A 21,166-nucleotide genomic window follows, 5' to 3' on the forward strand; every position below is an offset into this window, starting at 1 on the left:
TCAGGCCTCCGCGCCGCCGCCGATCTGGTCGTGCTCGCGGGCCAGCACCTGCTCGGCCTGCAGCGCCTCGCGGCGCGAGCGCTGGCCGCGCTCGACGTAGTAGCCGTCGGGCTTGCGGTCCAGCAGGTCGTACACCACCGGGATCACCACCAGGGTCAGCAGGGTCGAGACCAGCAGGCCGCCGATCACGGTGATCGCCATCGGCGAACGCACCTCCGCGCCCTCGCCGAACGCCAGCGCCAGCGGCATGAAGCCGAACACCGCCGTCAGCGTGGTCATCATGATCGGGCGCAGGCGCGAGCGCGCGCCCTCGACCAGGGCCTCGCGCTTGGCCACGCCGGCCTCGCGCAGCTGGTTGACCTTGTCGATCAGGATGATCGCGTTCTTCACCACCAGGCCCACCAGCAGGATCAGGCCGATCGACACCACCACCGACACCGGCGAGCCGGTCAGCAGCAGCGCGCCGATCGCGCCGACCAGGGCCAGCGGGATGGTGAACAGGATGACGAACGGGTGCAGCAGCGACTCGAACTGCGAGGCCATCACCAGGTAGACCAGGAACACCGCCAGGCCGAAGGCGAACAGCAGCGAACGCAACGACTCGCCCAGCTCCTCGCCCTGGCCGCCAATGCGCATGCCCACGTCGGCGCCCAGCGGGTTCTCCGCCACCATCTGCTGGACCTCGGCGACGGCCGTGCCGAGGTCGATGTCGCGCAGGTTGGCCGAGACGATCGCCACCCGGCGCTGGTCGGCGCGGTGGATCTCGCTGGGGCCGGTGGTGGCCACCACCTCGGCCACCGAACCCAGCTCGATCGGGTTGGAGCCGGCGGGATTGACGATCAGCCGGCGGATGTCGTCCACCGAGGAGCGCTCGGACTCGCGCACCCGCACCAGCACGTCGATCTTGCGGTCGCGGAAGCTGTACCGGGTTGCGACGTTGCCGCGCACCTTGTTGACCACCGCGTCGGCGATCTGGCGGGTGGTCAGGCCCAGGGACGCGGCGCGGTCCTGGTCGAAGATCACCTGGATCTCGGGGAAGCCCTGCTCCACGGTCGACTTGACGTCGGCGTAGTGCGGGTTCTGGCGCAGCATCGCCGCCAGCTTGTTGCCGGCCACCCGGATCGTCTCCAGGTCGTTGCCCTCGATCTCCACTTCCAGCGGCGCGGCCAGCGCGAACAGCTGCGGACGGGCGAAGTCCACCTGCGCCGACGGATACGCCTTCATGCTCTGCCGCAGCGTTTCCATCAGCGCGGCCTCGCGCGAGGTGTCGTCCATCACCACCGACAGCTTGCCGATGTTCTCGCCGCTCTCGGTCGGGCTGGCGTCCAGCCGGGTGCCGGTGCCGGAGACGCCGTACAGCAGGCGCACGCCCGGCTCGCCGGCATGCCGGCGCTGGATGTCGCGCACCAGCGCGTCGGTCTGCGCCAGCGGCGTGCCCGGCGGCAGCTTGGCGGTCATCTCGAAGCGGTCCTGGGCCAGCTGCGGGATCAGGTCGACGCCCAGCAGCGGCAGCGTGGCCATCGTCGCGGCGAAGGCCAGGGCCGCGCCGCCCAGCACCAGGCCGGGCCGCTCCAGCGCGCCGGGAAGCATGCGCAGGTAGCCCGCCTCGGCGCGGCGGTACGGGGCCATGGCGACGTCGCTGGCCTTGCCCATCACCCGGCCGGCCACGCGGGCGGCGACGCGGAAGGCGCGCACCACCATCCAGGCGGCCGCGTAGAACAGCGACTTCAGGTACCAGAAGCCCGCGGCCAGGAGCAGGCCGGGGACCAGCGCGCCCCAGGTGGCGACGCTGCTGCCGGGCATGGCCTTGCCCAGGATGGCCTTGCCGATGCCGTAGCCGATCGCCAGCACCACCAGGGTGGCCAGTACCCGCAGCACGCGCAGCACGCGGTCGCCCTGCGGCGCCGGCTCGGCCGGGAACTCCAGCGGCGGGCGGCCCTTGAGCGAGCTGAGCATCGGCACCAGGGTCATCGACACCACCAGCGACACGGCAATGGCGATGGCCACGGTCAGGGCCTGGTCGCGGAACAGCTGGCCGGCGATGCCCTCGACGAACACCAGCGGCAGGAACACCGCGATCGTGGTCAGGGTCGAGGCCACCACCGCCATGAACACCTCGCGGGTGCCGGTGATCGCCGCCTCGAGGATGCCCAGGCCGCGCTCGCGCGCCTTGGCGATGGACTCCAGCACCACGATCGAGTCGTCCACCACCAGGCCGGTGGCCAGGGCCAGGCCGCCCAGCGACATCACGTTCAGGCTCAGGCCGAGCTGGCCCATGAAGAAGAACGTGGTGATGATCGACACCGGCAGCGACAGCGAGATGACGAAGGTGCTCCAGCCGTCGCGCAGGAACAGGAAGATGATCAGCACCGACAGCAGGCCGCCGATCACCGCATCCATCTTCACGTCGTTGACGGCGTGGCGGATGAAGACCGACTGGTCCTCGACCACGGACAGTCCGATGTCCTTGGGCATCCGCTTGCGGATCTGCTCCAGGCGCGCTTCCAGCGCGTCGGCGGTGGCCACGGTATTGGCGTCGCCTTCCTTGTAGACCGCCAGCTCGACCGCCTCGCGGCCGCCGGCGCGGATCACCGCCTCGCGCTCCTTGTAGCCCTGGCGCACCTCGGCCACGTCCTTCAGCCGCACCGGGACCACGCCGCCGCCGCCGTTGTCGGCGCGCAGGGCGGCGATCACGTTGGGGTCGCGGCTGCCGAGGATGGCCAGCATCAGCTGCCGGTTCTCGCCGGTTCCGCTGTTGCCGGAGGACTGCCCGCCGGCGGTGGTCAGCAGCATCTCGCGCATCTGCTCGACCGAGGAGAACTGGTTGACCGTGCGCACCAGGTAGCGCTGGGTGCCCTCCTCCAGGCGGCCGCCGGACAGGTTCACGTTCTCCTGCTTGAGGCGCTCGATCACCTGGTCCAGCGACAGGCCCAGCTGGGCCAGCTTGCGCTGGTCGATCTCGACCTGGACCTCGTCCTCAAGGCCGCCGCCGACCTTGACCGCGGCCACGCCCGGCACCGGCTCCAGCCTGCGCTTGAGGTCCTCGTCGGCGTAGCGGCGCAGCTCCATCAGCCGGCGCACGGCGTCGGCCTCGTCGGCCGGCTCCTGCTTCGAGCTCAGCGCCAGGCGCATGATCGGCTGGGTCGAGGGATTGAAGCGCAACAGCACCGGCGGCTTGGCCTCCAGCGGCAGCTGCAGCGTCTCCATCTTGTCGCGGACCTCCAGGCCCGCCTGCTGCATGTCCGTGCCCCAGGCGAACTCCAGGACCACGTCGCTCTGGCCGGTGCGCGAGATCGAGCGCAGCTTGCGCAGGCCCTTGACCACGCCCAGCGCCTCCTCGGCCGGCTGCGAGATCAGGGTCTCGACCTCCGACGGCGCCGCGCCCTCGTAGTCGGTGCGCACGGTCAGGGTGGGATAGCTCAGGTCCGGCAGCAGCTCGACCTTGAGGCTGGACAGCGAGATCAGGCCGAACAGCACCAGGGTCAGGGTCATCATCGCGATGGTGACCCGGCGGCGGGTGGCGAACTCGACCAGGTCGAATCCGCGCGTCTGGTGGACGTCGTGCGTTGCCATCAGCGCGCCGCCTGTGCCGCGGCCGCCTGGGCCGGTGCCTTGCCGCCGGCGACCTCGGCCTGCGGCTCACGCTCCAGCACCTGCACGGCGCTGCCCTCGCGCAGGGCCGACTTGCCGGCGACCACCACGGCGTCGCCCTCGGCCAGGCCCTCGCGCACCTCGACCCAGCCGCCCTCGCTGTAGCCCAGCTTCAGGCCCACGCGCGCGGCGTGGCCGTCGCGCACCACGTACACCGCCGGCTCGCCGCCGTCCTCCAGCAGCGCCGTGCGCGGCACCACCAGGGCGTCGGCACGCTGGTCGTAGTTGATGCTCAGGCGGCCGAACATGCCCGCGGTCAGCTCGCCGTCGCCGGCGAACGAAGCCACCACGCGGAAGGTGCCGGTGCCGTTGTCCACCACCGGGGCGACGCGGTCGACCACGCCGGAGAAGCTGCGGCCCGGCAGCGCGTCGGCGACCAGGGTCACGGCCTGTCCCGCGCGCAGCTTGGCCATTTCCCGCTCCGGCACGTTGAGGGTGGCCTCCAGCCGGCTGCTGTCGACGATGCGGATGATCGGCGAGTTGATCTGCACGAAGTTGCCCGGCTTGATGTCGCGCGAGGCAACCACGCCGGAGATCGGCGCCACCACCGTGGTGTAGGACAGCTCCAGCCGCGACAGGTCGTAGGCGGCGCGGGCCTGCTCCAGGTCGTAGCGCATCTGGTCGACCTCGCCGGCGCTGATCAGCTGCTGGGCCACCAGCTGGCGGGCGCGGTTGTAGTTGTTCTCCAGCTTGCGCACCAGGGCCTCGTTCTGGGCCAGGGCCAGGCGGGCACGGTCCGGGTCCAGCCGCACCAGCGGCTGCCCGGCCTTGACGTACTGGCCCTCCTCGACCAGCACCTCCAGCGCCACGCCGGAGGTCTTGGCCACCACCTGCGATTCGGCCCGCGGCTCCAGGGCGGCGGTGCCGGCGTAGCTGGCGGCGATGGGCCGGCGGGTGGCCTCGGCCACTTCGACCGGGACGGCGTCGGCGGCGGCCTGCTCCCCCTGGGCGGCGGCAGGCGGCTTGCCCTCGCCCCCCCTGCAGGCGGTGATGGCGGCGGCAAGCGCCAGGGCGGCAGCGACGGCGCGCAGCCCGGCGGGCACGGCGGGGGAAGTGGCTCGGTCCATGTCGTTTTCCATGCTCGCTGGCCCCTTCGATGGGGCGTGATTAGGTGTTGTATCCAAGTAGACCACCAACACAATGGCCCGCCATGCGCCGAAGGTCATGGTCCGCACGCCGGGCAGCGTGCACCCCCTCGTTGATCGAGCGCAATGCGGCCGGTTCCCGCTTGCGTTAAGGCGGGGCTATACTGCGGCGGTTTTCGTGTCCGGAGGGGTAGACCGGCACGACCGACTCCAACGAGACCGATCGGACTAACGAATGATGCGTCGCCCGCTGCCGCTAGCCGTTTGCATTGCCCTGGTCACTTTCCTGTCCTTCAGCGCTGCCGCGCAGGAGTCCACCCAACCCGCCCAGCCGGAAGCCCAGGCCGCGGCCGGGTCGCCTGCCGGCGACGCCGAGCGCGGCCGCCAGCTGACCTACACCTGCCAGGGCTGCCACGGCCTGACCGGCTACAAGAATGCGTACCCGAGCTTCAAGGTGCCCAAGATCGGCGGCCAGTCGGCCGAGTACCTGAGCCAGGCCCTGCACGAGTACCGCGACAACAAGCGCCGGCATCCGACCATGCGTGCCCAGGCCCAGAGCTTCTCTGAGCAGGACATCGCCGACATCGCCGCCTTCCTTTCCACCCTCAAGTGAGCAGTCAGCCGCCCATGTCGAAAGCCGTGTACGCCCCGCGTCTCGCCATCGTCCTGACCGCCCTCCTCGGCCTTTCGGCCTGCGCTGGCGGGGACGGCTCCACCGAAGCCGGAGCCGCGGCCGAAGCCCGCAGCTCCTCCGCGGGCCTGCCGCCGGGCCGCATCGCCATCGGCGAACAGCTGGCCTCGGCCAAGGGCAAGGCCACCGGCCAGAGCTGCGTGGACTGCCACGGCCCGGACGGCAACGCGCCGATCGACGCCAGCTATCCCAAGCTCGGCGGCCAGTACCCGGACTACCTGGCCCATGCCCTGCAGGAGTACCGCAGCGGCGCCCGCCAGCACGCGCTGATGACCCCGCAGGCCTCCAGCCTCAGCGACCAGGAGATCGCCGACCTGGCGGCCTACTTCGGTTCGCGCCCGTCGCAGCTGAAGGACCTCAGCCAGGCGTATTGATCCGCTGCTTGGGCCGCTGCGCGGCTTGTCCAGGCAAAAGGCCCGCTTCGGCGGGCCTTTTGCTTGGGCGGGATTCGGGATTGGGGATTCGGAGCGGCCCCTGGGCGTGCACGACCGCCGGACTGGGGACGGGGCACAATGCCGGGGATGAGTGCCAAGCCTGATGCCAAGCCAGGGGCCGCGCGCGGCCAGGGGACACCGAGCCTGCGCGAGCGCTTCGATGCGCTGCGCAACCTGCTACCGTTCCTGCGCCAGATCTGGGCCACCAGCCCCGGCCTGACCCTGACCAGCCTGGGCCTGCGCCTGGTCCGCTCGCTGCTGCCGGTGCTGATGCTCTACATCGGCAAGCTGATCATCGACGAGGTGGTGCGCCTGGCCGGGCTCGGCCTGGGCCTGGACCGGCTCGGCGATGCCCTGCGCTCGGGGCAGCTGTCGCCGCTGCTGTGGCTGCTGGCGCTGGAGCTGGCGGTGGCCGTGGGCTCGGACCTGACCGGACGCCTGGTCGCCTATGCCGACGGCCTGCTGTCGGAGCTGTTCACCAATGCCAGCAGCGTGCGCCTGATGGAACACGCCGCCATCCTGGACCTGGAGGACTTCGAGGACCCGGACCTGCAGGACAAGCTGGACCGCGCCCGGCGCCAGACCATGAGCCGGATGAACCTGATGAGCCAGCTGTTCGGCCAGGTCCAGGACGCGGTCACCGTGGTCAGCTTCGCCGTGGGCCTGCTGGTCTACGCACCGTGGCTGATCCTGCTGCTGGCCCTGGCGCTGGTGCCGGCGTTCGTCGGCGAGGCGCATTTCAACGCACTGGGCTACTCGCTCAACTTCCAGTGGACCCCGGAACGGCGCCAGCTCGAATACCTGCGCCAGACCGGCGCCAGCGTGGAAACGGCCAAGGAGGTCAAGATCTTCAACCTCCACCGCTTCCTGATCGACCGCTACAAGGTCCTGGCGGAGCGGTTCTACCTGGCCAACCGCGCCCTGGCCCGGCGCCGTGCGCTTTGGGGCACGCTGCTGGCCGCGCTGGGCACCCTGGGCTACTACGTGGCCTACGGCTACATCGCCTGGCGCACGGTGCGCGGTGACTTCAGCATCGGCGACCTGACCTTCCTGGCCGGCAGCTTCATGCGCCTGCGCCAGCTGCTGGAAGGCCTGCTGGTGGGCTTTTCCCAGGTCGCCGGCCAGGCCCTCTACCTGGACGACCTGTTCTCGTTCTTCGAGATCGAGCCGGAGATCGCCTCGCGCCCGGACGCGGTGCCGGTGCCCCGGCCCATCCGCGAGGGCTTCGTGTTCGAGGACGTGGGCTTCCGCTACCCGGGCGCCGGACACTGGGCCCTGCGCGGGCTCAGCTTCGAGCTGCGCGCCGGCGAGGTGCTGGCCCTGGTCGGCGAGAACGGCGCCGGCAAGACCACCCTGGTCAAGCTGCTGGCGCGGCTGTACGACCCGGACGAGGGCCGGATCCTGCTCGACGGCCGCGACCTGCGCGAGTACGACCTGGACGACCTGCGCGCCAACACCGGGGTGATCTTCCAGGACTTCGTGCGCTACCACCTGAGCGCCGGCGAGAACATCGGCGTGGGCCGGATCGAGGCGCTGGACGACATCGAGCGCATCCGCGACGCCGCCCGCCGCGGCATGGCCGACGAGGTGGTCCAGGCCCTGCCGCTGGGCTACGACCAGCTGATCGGGCGCCGCTTCAAGAACGGCGTGGACCTGTCCGGCGGGCAGTGGCAGAAGCTGGCCATCGCCCGCGCCTACATGCGCGACGCCCAGGTGATGATCCTCGACGAGCCCACCGCGGCGCTGGACGCGCGCAGCGAGTTCGCGGTGTTCCAGCGCTTCAAGGAGCTCTCGCGGGGGCGCACCGCGGTGCTGATCTCGCACCGCTTCTCCAGCGTGCGCATGGCCGACCGCATCCTGGTGCTGTCCGGCGGCCGGGTCGAGGCCAGTGGCACCCACGAGGAGCTGATGGCCGCCGGCGGCCGCTATGCCGAGTTGTTCGAGCTGCAGGCCGCCGGCTATCGTTGACGCTTTGTCCCAAGGAGCGTCGCGCATGCAGCACACCCGGCACCTGCCCTCCCTCCTCGCCCTGGCCCTGGCCGCCACCCTGTCGGCCTGCGACCGCGCGCCGGCACCGGCCGCGGATGCCGCGCAGCCGGCGGAGCCGCAGGTGGTGGAAAGCCAGCAGGGCCAGGCGCGGCTGAGCGTGGTCGCCAGCGGCCTGTCCCATCCGTGGGCGGTTGCGCCTCTGCCGGACGGCGGCTTCCTGGTCACCGAGCGCGGCGGCAACCTGCGCCGGATCGGCGCCGACGGCAGCATCTCCGAGCCGGTCAAGGGCGTGCCGGCGGTCGCCGCGCGCGGCCAGGGCGGCCTGCTGGACGTGGCCCTGGCGCCGGACTTCGCCACCAGCCACCGCATCTACCTGACCTACGCCGAGCCGGGCGAGAACGGCACCTCCGGCACCGCCGCCGCCTACGCCACCCTCGACGGCGACACCCTCACCGAGCTGACCGTCATCTACCGCCAGGAGCCCAAGGTCGACGCCGAGTACCACTACGGCTCGCGCCTGGCCTTCGACGACCAGGGCCATGTCTTCATCAGCCAGGGCGACCGCTCGTTCAAGCCCATGGCACAGCAGCTGGACAAGCTGCAGGGCAAGCTGGTGCGGCTGCGCCTGGACGGCAGCATCCCGGAGGACAACCCGTTCGTCGGCCGCGAGGGCGCGCGCCCGGAGATCTGGAGCTACGGCCACCGCAACTCGCAGGGCCTGGCCTTCGATCCGCGCACCGGCAAGGTGTGGGAGAGCGAGCACGGCCCGCGCGGCGGCGACGAGATCAACCTGCCCCTGCCCGGCCTCAACTACGGCTGGCCGCTGGCCACCCACGGCATCGACTACTCCGGCCAGCCGATCGCCGAGGCCCGCGGCAAGGAATACGAGGGCACCGAGTCCCCGCACCACGTGTTCGAGATCTCCCCGGGCCTGTCCGGCATGGCCTTCTACACCGGCCGCGAGGGCAAGCCATGGAACGACAGCCTGTTCCTGGGCGCGCTGGCCCACCGCAACCTGATCCGGCTGCAGCTGGACGGCGACCGCGTGGTCGGCGAGGAGCGCCTGCTGCAGGACCTGGGCGAGCGCATCCGCGACGTCCGCGCCGGCGCCGACGGCAACCTGTACCTGGTCACCGACGAGGACAACGGCAAGCTGCTGAAACTGGAGCCGCCGCGGGACTGAGCCGCGCGGGGGGCGGCGCCGCTGGCGCCGCCCCGTTCCGCCGTTTGATCAGGCGCAAGGGTCGGGACGGGGCGGTCGGCTACAATGGGCGGCGAACCAGAACCGGCAATCCCTCCCCGATGTCATCCGCCTACGGCACCGAAACGGTGCTCGACGTCCGCCACTGGACCGACGCCTACTTCAGCTTCACCACCACCCGCGACGACGGATTCCGCTTCGACAACGGCCAGTTCGTGATGATCGGCCTGCCCACCGAGAGCGGGAAGCCGATCCTGCGCGCCTATTCCATCGCCAGCGCCAACTGGGAAGAACAGCTGGAGTTCTTCTCGATCAAGGTGCAGGACGGCCCGCTGACCTCGCGCCTGCAACACATCAAGCCCGGCGACAGCATCCTCATCGGGCGCAAGCCCACCGGCACCCTGCTGATCAGCGACCTGCACCCGGGGCGCAACCTGTACCTGCTGGGCACCGGCACCGGCCTGGCGCCGTGGCTGTCGGTGATCAAGGACCCGGAGACCTACGAACGCTTCGAGCGCGTGGTGCTGTGCCACGGCGTGCGCCACGTGCAGGACCTGGCCTACCGCGACTACTTCGAGAAGGAACTGCCCAACCACGAGATCCTGGGCGAGATCATCCGCGACAAGCTGGTGTACTACCCGGCGGTCTCGCGCGAGGAGTTCCCGAACCGCGGTCGCCTGACCGACCTGATGGCCAGCGGCGAGATGATGCGCACCCTTGGCCTGGAGCCGCTGGACCCGGAGCACGACCGCGCCATGATCTGCGGCAGCCCGCAGATGCTGGCCGACTTCCGCGCCCTGCTGGACAGCCGTGGCTTCACCGCCTCCCCGCGCATCGGCAGCCCGGGGCAGTACGTGTTCGAGCGCGCCTTCGTCGAGAAGTAAGCCCGAGCCCTTGCGCGCGGCCCGCCGGGATGCCATGTCCCGGCAGGCGCCGCGCGCCCGGTGCCGCCGCCGGTACTCGTCGCATGCCTTTGGTCATGCCCCCTCCCCCGGCAGGCTGGGGTAACCTTGCAGGGTTTGTTTCCCCAGGAACTGCTTTGCATGAAGAAAACCGGCCTCTCCCTGGCACTTGCCGCCGCCCTTGGACTGGGCATCACCGCCTGCACCAGCACCGAGGGCCCCGCGCCCGGTAGCACCGGGACCGCCTCCGCCGAGGCCCTCCAGGGCAACCCGTTCCTGGCCGCAAGCGACCTGCCCCTGCAGTACCCGCGCTTCGACCAGATCAAGGACGAGCACTTCGGCCCGGCCTTCGACTTCGGCATGGCCGAGCAGCTGGAGGAGATCGAGGCGATCGCCTCCAACGGCGAGCCGCCGACCTTCGAGAACACCATCGTCGCCCTGGAGAACAGCGGCCAGGTGCTGGACCGCGCCCGCGCCGTGTTCTTCAACCTGGTCGGCACCGACACCAACGACGCGCGCAAGGCGATCCAGGCCGAGTACTCGCCGGGGTTCGCCGCGCACCGCGACGCGATCATGCTCAACGGTGCCCTGTTCGCCCGGATCAAGGCCCTGTACGAGCAGCGCGAGGGCCTGGGCCTGGACGCCGAGGCGCTGCGCCTGGTCGAGCGCTACTACACCGACTTCGTCCGCGCCGGCGCCAACCTGTCCGACGCCGACAAGGCGCGCCTGAAGGAGATGAACGCCGAGCTGGCCAAGCTGGGCACCCAGTTCGACCAGAACGTGCTCAACGAGGTCAACGCCTCCGCCGTGGTGTTCGACAGCGCCGACGAGCTGGCCGGCTCGACCGGGGCCCAGATCGCCGCCGCCGCCGAGGAGGCGAAGAAGCGCGGCCTGGAAGGCAAGTACGTGGTGACCCTGCTCAACACCACCGGCCAGCCGCCGCTGAGCTACCTGGAGAACCGCGAGTCCCGCCGCCGCATCCACGAGGCCTCGGTCAACCGCGGCGCGCGCGGCAACGAGTTCGACAACACCGCCATCGTCGCCCGGGTGATGAAGCTGCGCGCCGAGCGCGCCGCCCTGCTCGGCTACCCGAACCACGCCGCGTTCGCGCTGGAGCAGGCCACCGCCAAGACCCCGCAAGCGGTGAACGAGATGCTGGGCAAGCTGGCCCCGGCCGCGGTCGCCAACGCCAGGCGCGAGGCCGCCGAGCTGCAGAAGATGATCGACCGCGAGCAGGCGGCCAAGGGCGAGCCGGGCTTCAGGCTCGAGGCCTGGGACTGGGCCTACTACACCGAGAAGGTGCGCAAGGCCACCTACGACTTCGACGAATCGCAGCTCAAGCCCTACTTCGAGATGAAGAGCGTGCTGGAGAACGGCGTGTTCTTCGCCGCCAACCAGCTGTACGGCATCAGCTTCAAGGAGCGCACCGACCTGCCCAAGTACCACCCGGACACCTGGGTGTACGACGTGTTCGACGCCGACGGCAGCCAGCTGGCGATCTTCATCTTCGACCCGTACGCGCGCGCCTCCAAGCGTGGCGGTGCCTGGATGAACTCCTACGTCGGCCAGTCGAAGCTGCGCGGCACCCGGCCGGTGGTGGCCAACCACCTCAACATCCCCAAGCCGGCCAGTGGCCCGACCCTGCTGACCTGGGACGAGGTCACCACCATGTTCCACGAGTTCGGCCATGCCCTGCACGGCATGTTCTCGGACGTGACCTACCCGTACTTCGGCGGCACCGCCGTGCCGCGCGACTTCGTCGAGTTCCCCTCGCAGGTCAACGAGATGTGGGCCGACTGGCCGTCGGTGCTGGCCAACTACGCCAGGCACCACGAGACCGGCGAGCCGATGCCGCGCGAGCTGCTGGAGAAGGTCCAGGCCACGGCCACCTTCAACCAGGGCTTCGCCACCACCGAGTACCTGGGCGCGGCCATGCTCGACCAGCGCTGGCACCAGGTCGGCGCCGACCAGCTGCCGGAGGCCGACGGGGTGATGAAGTTCGAGGCCGACGCCCTGGCCGCCGACGGCATCGCCTACGCGCCGGTGCCGCCGCGCTACCGCACGCCGTACTTCAGCCACATCATGGGCGGCTATTCGGCCGGCTACTACGCCTACATCTGGTCCGAGGTGCTGGACGCCAACACCCAGGAGTGGATGCGCCAGCACGGCGGCCTGAAGCGCGAGAACGGCGACCACTTCCGCGCCACCCTGCTGTCGCGCGGCGGCACCCGCGACGCGCTGGACCTGTTCGCCGACTTCGCCGGGCACGAGCCGCGGATCGAACCGCTGCTCAAGAAGCGCGGCCTGGACCAGGCCGGCCGCTGAAGGCCACGCAGGCGCCACCTCCGGGTGGCGTCTTCGTCCCGGCCGCCGCGGTTTTCCACAAGCGGTGTGGATGAAGCTTGAACGAAGCTGTGGATAATCGCCGGCGCGCCAGCAACGGCAAGGCTGTCAAGAGGGTTGGCGAAAATTTCGCCAACCCTCAGCGCGGCACCGCCAGTCCCCCCGGCACGCCCTCCGGCGACATCAGCACCTGCCACAGCTGCGCCTGGCGCGCGCGGAAGGTGGCCATGGAGCCGGCCAGGTAGAACCGCCACATGCGCCGGAAGCGCTCGTCGTAGCGCGGGTCCAGCCGCTCCCAGGCGGCCTCGACGTTGGCGCGCCAGGCCTGCAGGGTGCGGTCGTAGTCGGTGCCGAAGTTGTGCCAGTCCTCGATCACGAACAGGCCCTCGCTGGCGCGGGTGACCTGCGCGGCCGAGGGCAGCATCGAGTTGGGGAAGATGTAGCGCGCGATCCACGGGTCGGTGCGGTTGCGCGAGACGTTGCTGCCGATGCTGTGCAGCAGGAACAGCCCGTGCGGCGGCAGGCAGCGCCGCACCACCTCGAAGTAGGCGCGGTAGTTGCGCACGCCCACGTGCTCGAACATGCCGATCGAGAACACCGCGTCGAAGCGCTCGTCCACGTCACGGTAGTCCTGCAGGCGGATCTCGATCGGCAGGCCGGCGCACAGGCGTTGCGCGTAGGCGGCCTGCTCGGCGGAGATGGTCACCCCTACCCCGGACACGCCGTAGCGCTCGGCCGCGAACTTCAGCGCCTCGCCCCAGCCGCAGCCGATGTCCAGCACGCGCATGCCCGGCTGCAGCCGCAGCTTGCGGCAGACCAGGTCCAGCTTGGCTTCCTGGGCGGCGTCCAGGTCGGCGGCGTCGCGCCAGTAGCCGCAGCTGTAGACCAGGCGCTTGCCGAGCATGGCCGCGTACAGGTCGTTGCCCAGGTCGTAGTGGCGACGCCCCACCTCGCCGCTGCGGCTGCGGGTCTGCGGATTGCTCAGGCGCGCGACCAGCACGTCGCGCAATTCGGCCAGGCCGCGTACCTTCTCCCCCAGCCGCGCCTGGATCAGGCGCAGCAGCAGGCCGTCCAGCGAGCCGGTGTCCCACCAGCCGTCCATGTAAGACTCGCCCAGTCCCAGCGAGCCCTGCGCCAGCAGGCGCGTCCACAACCGCTCGTCACGTGGCTGCAGGTCCCATTCGCGATCCCCGCCGATCCTGACGTCCGCTTCGGCAAGCAACGCTTCGACCCGACGCCTGGCAAGGGATCCCGCCCCCATCAGCGTCCTCCTACTGCACGAACAGTGCCTGGTACTCCCCGGCCACGTAGGGCAGCAGCGTCGCGGCCGGCACCTGGGCGTACTGTACCCCGTCCGCGTAGGGGCCGACCTGGTAGGGCGGGAACACGAAGCGCAAGGCCGCGATCCGCCCGTCGGGGGCCGGCACCGGCTCGAACTGGGCGAAGTTGGCCGGATCCGGCCCGGTCCCCTCGTCGATCATCCGCAGCGCCGAATCCAGCAGGCTCTTGCGCTCCTGCGGGCTCAGCGCCCCGTCGATCGCGCGTACCTGGGCGGACGCGGCCAGCTGCTCGGCCACCTGGCGCGCCACCACCTGCCACCCTTCCGCCGAGGGGACCAGGCGCTCGGCGGTCAGCATCTCGCCGCGCCCGGGCAACCACACGAAGCGCGCCACCAGCGGCTGGCCGTGGGCGCCGCCGGTGTAGACGCTGCCGTCGGCGGCCACCGCAACAAGCTGCGGGCTCTGCATCAGCAGGCGGAAGCCCAGGGACAGGTCGTACGGTGCCGCCGGCGGTGCGTCCAGTGCCTCCACCGCCTGCATCAGCTCCTCGCGTGCCTGCTGTGCATAGGCCTGCAGGGCGGCCGCCAGTCCCGGATAGGCCTCCATCCCGGGCGGATAGCTGATGCCCACCATGTAGCGCGGGTCGCGCTCGATCACGTCCTCCAGCCGCACCGGCGCAGCCGGGGCCGCACCGGCTGCATCGGGGGCGACCACGTCCTCCGCCGGCGCGGCGGGGGCCGGCGCGGAGTCGTCGCGGCAGGCGGCCAGGGGCAGGATCAGGAGGGACAGGACGGTCCAGGTCCGGATGCGGCTCATGCATGTTTCCTTGGCGGGCGCCGCCGGCGCGCGCCTTCAACCGGCAAGGGTGTCGGCGAACTCGGGGTGCCGGGTAACCCAGGTCGCGGCGTACGGACAGGCGGGAACGACGCGCAAGCCCGCCTGGCGCGCGTGCTCGAAGGCGGTGCGGACCAGCTCCCCGGCGATTCCCCTGCCGCCGATGGCCTGCGGCACCAGCGTGTGGTCGATCAGCATCAACCCGCCCTCCAGCCGGTAGGACAGTTCGGCCTGTTCGCCGTCGGCTTCGGCCAGGAACCGGCGCGTGGCCGGGTCGTGGCGCACGGAAGGAGTCGCGGACTGGATGTTCATCGGCACCCCCTGTTGTCGGCGCGCGCCATTCTCCGCAGGCGGCGACAAACCCGCGTGAGGGCCGGACTTGCAAGCGCAACCGTGCTGAGGTTTGATTCAGCCATGTGAAGACGGCCGCAAAACAGACGGCTCATGGGCATACCGCAGCCACCGGGCGACGCGAGGTCGCCGCAACAACAGCAGCAATGGGACCAGGCCGAGGCCTCCCTGCTGGAAGGCCTCTACCAGATGGCCGTGGACGGCCGCACCGAAACCTCCGAGTGCAGCCGCCTGGCTTCGGATGTCTACCGCCGGCTCGAGGCGGCCTACAGCGACGAGCCACCGGCCAGCCCGGAACCCTCGCCCGCCGCCTGAACAGGCGGCGGGCGCCGGGATCAGCGCTGGTCGCGGCGGCGCTGGTTGCGGCGGTCGTGGGTGCTGGCGCTGCCCTGGGTCGCCCGCGCGCGGATCTCGCCCTGGTGCAGCTCCTGCTGCTTGCCCGCCACGTCGGGCGAGGCCTCCGCCGTGACCGTGCTCCCGCCGCTGGCCTGCTGGCCGTCCAGCAGGCGCCAGGCAGGCACCTGGCGCGCCTGCTCGTTGTGTGCCTCGAGCAACTCGTGCGTGCGCTGCAAGGCCTCTTCGGGCGTGAGCCTGCGCGGGCGCCGCCGGGCGCCGCCCGCCGCCCTGCGTGGCGTCTTCGCGGCGCGGGCAGCGGTGGACTTCCTGGCCGCGCCCTTCTTCGCAGCCACCTTCTTCGTGGCTACCTTCCTCGTCGGGGCCTTCTTCGTCGCAGTCTTCCTGGCCGTGGCCTTCTTCGTGGCGCTCTTCCTGGCTGCCGCCTTGCGCGCTGGCGCCTTCCCGGCGACGGTCTTGCGCGCGGACGTCCTTGCCGGCGCCTTACGGGCAGTCGACTTCCCGGCGACGGCCTTCTTGGCCGTTGCCTTCTTGGCCGTTGCCTTCTTCGCCGTTGCCTTCTTGGCCGTGGCTTTCCTGGCGGTGGCTTTCCTGGCCACCGTCCTCTTCGCGGCGGTCGTGCCGGCGGCGCTCCTGCGCGCCGCGGTCTTCTTCGCCGCGCTCGCGCCGGACTTGGTGCCCGACGCCGCCTTCTTCCCGGCGGAACCAGCCGCGCGGCGCGCGGGAGCCTTTCGTGTCGCCATGGGTGCCTCCGTCGCTGGGTCGCCCCGCGAGGCTGGCATGCCCGGCATTCAGGCCAGGTGATCCCCGCTCAGCGGAAGCGCGGGTTGACCAGCTGCTCCCAGAACACCTGCAGCACCTGCGGCTCCATCGCCACCATGAACAGTACGCCGTAGGCGGCACCGGCCAGGTGCGCGCTGTGGTTGATGTTGTCGCCGCCGCGGCGGTCCATCCAGATGCTGTAGCCGACGTAGAACAGCGCGTACAGCACCGCCGGCATCGGGATGAAGAACACGAAGATCAGCGACCACGGCGAGACCATGATGAAGGCGAACAACACCGCCGACACCGCGCCCGATGCGCCCAGGCTGAAGTAGCGCGGGTTGTCCTGGTTCTTCAGGTAGCTGGGCAGGATCGCCACCACGATGGCCGACAGGTAGAACAGCAGGAAGGTCAGCGGACTGCCGGTCAGCTGCAGCATCAGGCGCTCGATCAGGCGCCCGAAGAAGAACAGCGTGACCATGTTGAACAGCAGGTGGGGGAAGTCCGCGTGCAGGAAGCCGTGGGTCAGCAGCCGCCAGTATTCGCGCTGGCGGGCGATGGCCGGCGGCCACAGGATCAGGCGGTCGACCACGCGGCGGTCGTTGAATGCCCGCCAGGACACCAGCACGGTGACGGCAATCAGGGCCAGGGTCACGAGGGATTGCATGCTTGCTCAGGCCTTGCGGTAGTTGTCCTGCATCGGATAGCGGCGGGCGTAGGCGGCGAACGCCAGCGCGGCGAGGAAGGCGAAGCCGGCGAAGAAGAACATCAGGAACGCGTTCTCGCTCAGCCCGGTGCCGGCGATGCGGCCGATCACCGCCTCGTTGCGCACCGCCGCGTTGGTCAGCAGCACCCACAGGCTGCCGAAGGTGCTGGTCAGGTACCAGAAGGCCATGATCACGCCCTTCATCGCGTGCGGCGCCTGGCTGTAGGCGAATTCCAGCGCGGTGGCCGAGACCAGGATCTCGCCGAAGGTCAGCAACAGGTAGGGCAGGCCCTGCCACGCCAGCGAGACCGGGGCGCCGCCGTCGATCTGCAGCTGCAGCACGGCGGCCACGATCCAGGACGCGCCGGAGATTGCGATGCCCCAGCCCATCTTGCGCAGCGGCGTGATCCGGAAGCCCAGCCGCTCCAGCAGCGGGAACAGCACCAGGTTGTTGAACGGGATCAGCAGCATCACCAGCATCGGGTTCAGCGCCTGCATCTGCGCCGCGTCCTGCACCAGCCAGCTGGGCCACCACGGGGCGTCGTGCGGGATCACCATCTCCCGGCCCTGGATGATCCAGGTCGAGGCCTTCTGGTCGAACAGCGACCAGAACGGGGTGACCAGCGCGAACACGATGATGATGCGCAGCACCGCGCGCACGCCGTCCACCGCCAGGTCCGGATGCACCCCGCGGGCGCGCTCCAGCTGCAGCGAGGCGCCCCAGCCGCCCAGCGCGATCACCACGCCCAGCGCCAGGCAGGCGGTGATGACGAAGTTGAAGCCGGCCGGCCAGGCGCGCAGCCCGGTGGTGGCCGACAGCGCCCACAGCAGCAGCATCGCCGCCGCCACGGCCACGCCGGCCAGCGCCACGAACAGCCCCGGGCGGCCCTGGCCGGGCCGGCGCGCGCGCAGCGCGGTCTTGACCACCTCGAAGAACGCATGCGGGTCGCGCCCGGCCGCCGGCACGTTGACGTAGCGCCGGCGCCCCAGCCAGAACACGAAGGTGGCGACGAACATCAGCGCGCCAGGGATGCCGAACGCCACCGCCGGGCCGAAGTGGCGCAGGAACAGCGGCGACAGCAACGAGGCGAAGAACGAGCCGAAGTTGATGATCCAGTAGAACGCGTCGAAGACGACCTTGGCCTTGTCCTTGTTGCCCTGGTCGAACTGGTCGCCGCAGAAGCTCACCACCAGCGGCTTGATGCCGCCGGAGCCGAGCGCGATCAGGAACAGGCCGGTGTAGAAGCCGGTGGCGTTGTTCTCGAACAGCGCCAGGCAGGCGTGGCCGGCGCAATAGACCAGCGAGAACCACAGGATCGTGTGGTACTTGCCGAAGAAGCGGTCGGCCAGCCATCCCCCCAGCAACGGGAAGAAGTACACGCCGATCACGAACATGTGGAAGATGTCCTTGGCCGCGCCGTCGCGCTCCGGTCCGGCCGGCAGGTATCCCAGCAGCGCCGAGCTGATCAGGAACGGCACCAGGATGTTGCGCATGCCGTAGAAGCTGAAGCGCTCGCACGCCTCGTTGCCGATGATGTAGGCGATCTGGCGGGGCATGCGCCCCTGGCCGGCGGTGGTGGTGCTCATCCCGGGTCCGTCGCAAAAGAAACTGAGGGTACCCGATCCCGGCCCCGCGCCGGTACCGCCGCCAGCCATGGCTGCCGCCCGCCGGCGGCGCTGGCATCATGGCCGTTTTCGCCCCTGGTACCGCCGATGTCGTTCCGTTTCCGCCTCCCTCCGGCCTGGCTGCTGGTCGCGGCCTGCGCCCTGCCGCTCCCCGCCCCCGCTTCCGCCGATCCGCTGTCCACCGTGGCCGAGCGCTCCGGCTTCCAGCGCACCGGCCGCTACGACGAAGTCCCGGCGCTGGCCGCCGCCTTCCAGGCGCGCTGGCCGGACAAGGTGCGCGCGCTGAGCTTCGGCACCACGCCCGAGGGCCGGCCCATGCAGCTGCTGGTGGTCACCGCCACCGGCGCGTTCGAGCCGGAGCAGGCGCGCCGCCGCAAACTGCCGGTGGTGCTTGTCCAGGGCGGCATCCACGCCGGCGAGATCGACGGCAAGGACGCCGGCTTCCTGGCCCTGCGCGAGATCCTGGAAGGCAAGGCCGCCCCGGGCGTGCTGGACAAGGTGGTCTGGCTGTTCGTGCCGGTGTTCAACGTCGACGGCCACGAGCGCTTCGGCGCCTGGAACCGCCCCAACCAGCGCGGCCCGGAGGAGATGGGCTGGCGCACCACGGCCCAGGGCTACAACCTCAACCGCGACTACCTCAAGGCCGACTCGCCGGAGATGCAGGCCATGCTGGCCCTGGTGCGGCAGTGGGACCCGCTGGCGATGGTCGACCTGCACGCCACCGACGGCGCCCAGTTCGAGCACGACGTGTCGGTCCAGGTCGAGCCGGTGCATGCCGGCGACGAGGCCCTGCGCCAGGCCGGCCGCCAGTGGCGGGACGGGGTGATCGCCGACCTCGCCCGCGCCGGCTCGCTGCCGCTGGACTTCTACCCGTCCTTCATCGTCGAGGACGACCCGGCCTCCGGCTTCGCCGACGACGTCTCGCCGCCGCGCTTCTCGCACGGCTACTTCCTGCTGCGCAACCGCTTCGGCATGCTGGTGGAGACGCATTCCTGGCGCACCTATCCCGAGCGCGTGCGCACCACCCGCAACGCGGTGGTCTCGGTGCTGGAGCAGATGGCCAGGCACGGCGCCCGCTGGCGCGCCCTGGCCGAGGCCGCCGATGCCCGCGCCGCGCGGCTGGCCGGGCGCAGCGAGGCGCTGGCCTGGGATACCACCGACCAGGCCCGCACCATCGACTTCCGCGGCTACGCCTACACCCGCACGCCCTCGGAAGTGTCCGGCGCGCTGATGACCCGCTACGACGAGACCACGCCGCAGGTCTGGAAGCTGCCGCTGCGCGACCAGGTGGTGCCCACCCTGGAGGCAACCGTCCCCGCCGGCGGCTACCTGGTGCCGCCGGCCTGGGCAGCGCGGGTGCAGCCGCTGCTGGACATCCACGGCGTGCAGTACCGGCGCCTGGACGCGCCGCGCCCGGCGCTGCCGGTGCGGGCCTTCCGCGCCGAGTCCATCACCTTCGCCGCGCATTCCTCCGAAGGCCACCAGCGGGTCGAGCTGCAGGGCCGCTGGCAGGATGAGCGCCACGACGTCCCCGCCGGCAGCCTGTACGTGCCCGCGGCCCAGCCGCTGGCGCGCCTGGTGCTGGCCATGCTCGAACCGCAGGCGCCGGACTCGCTGGCCGCCTGGGGCGCGTTCAACAACGCCTTCGAGCGCAAGGAGTACATGGAGGACTACGTGGCCGAGCAGGTCGCGCGCGAGATGCTGCGCGACCCGGCGCTGCGGCGCCAGTTCGAGTCGCGCCTGGCCTCCGACCCGGAATTCGCCGCCGACCCGGCCGCGCGCCTGGAGTTCTTCTACCGCCGGCACCCGGCCTGGGACGAACGCTACGGCCTGTACCCGGTGCTGCGGCTGGAGCAGCCACTGCGCTGAACGCCTGCGGGCTTAATGATTCGAACACGCCGCCTTCGCGCCTGCGCGGCAGGGGAGCGCCTAAGGTGTCCGCTCCCTTCCCCCACCCCAGGAGCCCCCATGAGCAAGCTCACCGGCAAGCGCGTCGCCATCCTCGCCAGCAACGGTTTCGAGGAATCGGAACTGCTCGAGCCCTTGCGCGCCCTGCGCGACAACGGCGCGGAAGTGGACGTGGTCTCGCCCGAGCAGGGGCAGATCCAGGGCATGCGCCACTTCGACAAGGGCGACACGGTGGCGGTGGACCAGGCCGTGGCCGAGGCCGACGCCTCCGACTACGACGCCCTGGTGATCCCGGGCGGGCTGTTCAATCCCGACGCGCTGCGCGCCGACGAGCACGCGATCCGCTTTACCCGCTCGTTCTTCGAGGCCGGCAAGCCGGTCGGCGCGATCTGCCACGGTCCCTGGGTGCTGGCCGACGCCGGCGTGGTCGGCGACCGCGAACTGACTTCGGTGCCCAACATCCAGCGCGACCTGCAGAACGCCGGCGCGCGCTGGGTCGACCGCGAGGTGGTGGTCGACCAGGGCCTGGTCACCAGCCGCACGCCCGACGACCTGCCGGCGTTCTGCTCCAAGCTGGTCGAGGAGATCGCCGAGGGCCGACACAAGGGCCAGGAGCGCTCGGCATGACCCGCGCCGCGTACGCGCTTGCGCCGTTGCTGGCACTTGTCCTGGCCGGGTGCCAGCGTGATGCCGGACCCGCGGCGGAGGCGCCGCCGCCCGCCAGTCCCGCGGCCGATGCCGCGGCGGCCACCGGGATGGACCCCGCCGGCCCCGGCATGCCCGACGAAAGCGTCGTGGAAAGCCGCTGGCAGTGCGGCGAACAGCACCTGTCCGCCCGCTTCGACAACGGCGCCGGCACCGTCACCCTGACCCACGAGCGCGGCGAACTGGTGTTGCCGCAGGCCCGCTCCGCCTCCGGGGCGCGCTACGCCGACGCCAACGGCAACGAGTTCTGGAACAAGGGCGACGGGGCGACGCTGACCCTGTCCGGCCAGGAGGCCCGGCAGTGCCAGGAGGTCGCCGCCGGCACGGGCTGAGCGCCGGCGTAG

Annotated in this window: 18 protein-coding genes and 1 pseudogene; 10 read left to right on the plus strand and 9 right to left on the minus strand. The window is 70.9% G+C overall.

What is annotated here, in order from left to right; translation table 11 throughout:
* Together EIM47_RS09770 and EIM47_RS09775 are read right to left on the minus strand one after the other, a co-directional pair.
* The gene (locus EIM47_RS09770) at positions 1–3,573 is read right to left on the minus strand and encodes an efflux RND transporter permease subunit (protein ID WP_019399963.1); all 3,573 of its coding nucleotides are present in this window, start codon (positions 3,571–3,573) and stop codon (positions 1–3) included.
* Entirely contained in the window at positions 3,573–4,718 is a 1,146-nt protein-coding gene (locus EIM47_RS09775) for an efflux RND transporter periplasmic adaptor subunit (RefSeq protein WP_125076784.1), read from the minus strand. Before EIM47_RS09775 ends, EIM47_RS09770 begins: the two co-directional genes overlap by 1 nt.
* A 253-nt stretch (positions 4,719–4,971) precedes the next feature.
* Between EIM47_RS09775 and EIM47_RS09780 the strand changes: the two genes are divergently transcribed.
* The 6 genes from EIM47_RS09780 (at position 4,972) to EIM47_RS09805 (ending at position 12,278) form a co-directional block, all read left to right on the plus strand.
* A complete protein-coding gene (locus tag EIM47_RS09780) occupies positions 4,972–5,349 on the plus strand; it encodes a cytochrome c (protein WP_125076785.1) in 378 nt (125 codons plus the stop codon).
* A 14-nt stretch (positions 5,350–5,363) separates the two neighbouring features.
* Positions 5,364–5,801, plus strand: a complete 438-nt coding sequence (locus EIM47_RS09785; RefSeq protein ID WP_125076786.1) for a cytochrome c — start codon at positions 5,364–5,366, stop codon at positions 5,799–5,801.
* Between the two features lie 147 nt (positions 5,802–5,948).
* The gene (locus EIM47_RS09790; RefSeq protein WP_125076787.1) at positions 5,949–7,829 is read left to right on the plus strand and encodes an ABC transporter ATP-binding protein; all 1,881 of its coding nucleotides are present in this window, start codon (positions 5,949–5,951) and stop codon (positions 7,827–7,829) included.
* A gap of 25 nt (positions 7,830–7,854) precedes the next feature.
* Positions 7,855–9,033, plus strand: coding sequence for a PQQ-dependent sugar dehydrogenase (locus tag EIM47_RS09795; protein ID WP_125076788.1), 1,179 nt, complete (start codon positions 7,855–7,857; stop codon positions 9,031–9,033).
* Between the two features lie 119 nt (positions 9,034–9,152).
* Positions 9,153–9,935, plus strand: a complete 783-nt coding sequence (locus EIM47_RS09800; RefSeq protein ID WP_019399957.1) for a ferredoxin--NADP reductase — start codon at positions 9,153–9,155, stop codon at positions 9,933–9,935.
* Between the two features lie 159 nt (positions 9,936–10,094).
* Positions 10,095–12,278, plus strand: coding sequence for a M3 family metallopeptidase (locus EIM47_RS09805; protein ID WP_125076789.1), 2,184 nt, complete (start codon positions 10,095–10,097; stop codon positions 12,276–12,278).
* A gap of 157 nt (positions 12,279–12,435) precedes the next feature.
* On the opposite strand, the gene cfa is transcribed toward EIM47_RS09805, so the two are convergent.
* Genes cfa through EIM47_RS09820 form a run of 3 tightly spaced genes read right to left on the minus strand, consistent with a single transcriptional unit; the run spans position 12,436 to position 14,722 of the window.
* The gene (gene cfa / locus EIM47_RS09810; protein ID WP_125076790.1) at positions 12,436–13,557 is read right to left on the minus strand and encodes a cyclopropane fatty acyl phospholipid synthase; all 1,122 of its coding nucleotides are present in this window, start codon (positions 13,555–13,557) and stop codon (positions 12,436–12,438) included.
* 10 nt (positions 13,558–13,567) lie between these two features.
* Positions 13,568–14,392 (minus strand): DUF3298 and DUF4163 domain-containing protein, encoded by an 825-nt coding sequence (locus tag EIM47_RS09815; protein ID WP_028914948.1) that lies wholly within the window; start codon positions 14,390–14,392, stop codon positions 13,568–13,570.
* Positions 14,393–14,428: 36 nt separating this feature from the next.
* Positions 14,429–14,722, minus strand: a complete 294-nt coding sequence (locus tag EIM47_RS09820; RefSeq protein ID WP_019397938.1) for a GNAT family N-acetyltransferase — start codon at positions 14,720–14,722, stop codon at positions 14,429–14,431.
* 132 nt (positions 14,723–14,854) lie between these two features.
* Between EIM47_RS09820 and EIM47_RS09825 the strand changes: the two genes are divergently transcribed.
* Entirely contained in the window at positions 14,855–15,076 is a 222-nt protein-coding gene (locus tag EIM47_RS09825; protein WP_125076791.1) for a hypothetical protein, read from the plus strand.
* Positions 15,077–15,096: 20 nt separating this feature from the next.
* Here the strand turns inward: EIM47_RS09825 and EIM47_RS15950 are convergent, their stop codons facing one another.
* From EIM47_RS15950 to EIM47_RS09840, 4 genes and pseudogenes are all read right to left on the minus strand, one after another.
* Positions 15,097–15,333, minus strand: coding sequence for a hypothetical protein (locus EIM47_RS15950; protein WP_125111826.1), 237 nt, complete (start codon positions 15,331–15,333; stop codon positions 15,097–15,099).
* Positions 15,334–15,438: 105 nt separating this feature from the next.
* Positions 15,439–15,906, minus strand: a pseudogene (locus tag EIM47_RS15955) (histone H1-like repetitive region-containing protein); the annotation flags it as partial.
* A gap of 20 nt (positions 15,907–15,926) precedes the next feature.
* Positions 15,927–16,544, minus strand: a complete 618-nt coding sequence (locus tag EIM47_RS09835; RefSeq protein ID WP_125076793.1) for a rhomboid family intramembrane serine protease — start codon at positions 16,542–16,544, stop codon at positions 15,927–15,929.
* A gap of 6 nt (positions 16,545–16,550) precedes the next feature.
* Positions 16,551–18,170, minus strand: coding sequence for an oligopeptide:H+ symporter (locus EIM47_RS09840; protein WP_125076794.1), 1,620 nt, complete (start codon positions 18,168–18,170; stop codon positions 16,551–16,553).
* A gap of 126 nt (positions 18,171–18,296) precedes the next feature.
* Here EIM47_RS09840 and EIM47_RS09845 point away from each other — a divergent pair, with 126 nt between their 5' ends.
* The 3 genes from EIM47_RS09845 (at position 18,297) to EIM47_RS09855 (ending at position 21,154) form a co-directional block, all read left to right on the plus strand.
* Positions 18,297–20,078: a M14 family metallopeptidase gene (locus EIM47_RS09845; RefSeq protein WP_240626209.1), complete on the plus strand. Its 1,782-nt coding sequence runs from the start codon at positions 18,297–18,299 to the stop codon at positions 20,076–20,078.
* A 99-nt stretch (positions 20,079–20,177) separates the two neighbouring features.
* Positions 20,178–20,744, plus strand: a complete 567-nt coding sequence (locus EIM47_RS09850; protein ID WP_019397657.1) for a type 1 glutamine amidotransferase domain-containing protein — start codon at positions 20,178–20,180, stop codon at positions 20,742–20,744.
* Complete coding sequence (locus tag EIM47_RS09855; protein ID WP_084220816.1) at positions 20,741–21,154, plus strand: MliC family protein; 414 nt, start codon at positions 20,741–20,743, stop codon at positions 21,152–21,154. The genes EIM47_RS09850 and EIM47_RS09855 overlap by 4 nt, the downstream gene beginning before the upstream one ends.
* Positions 21,155–21,166: the final 12 nt, after the last annotated feature.

The sequence above is a fragment of the Pseudoxanthomonas sp. SGT-18 genome (genome assembly GCF_003931645.1).
Lineage (GTDB): Bacteria > Pseudomonadota > Gammaproteobacteria > Xanthomonadales > Xanthomonadaceae > Pseudoxanthomonas.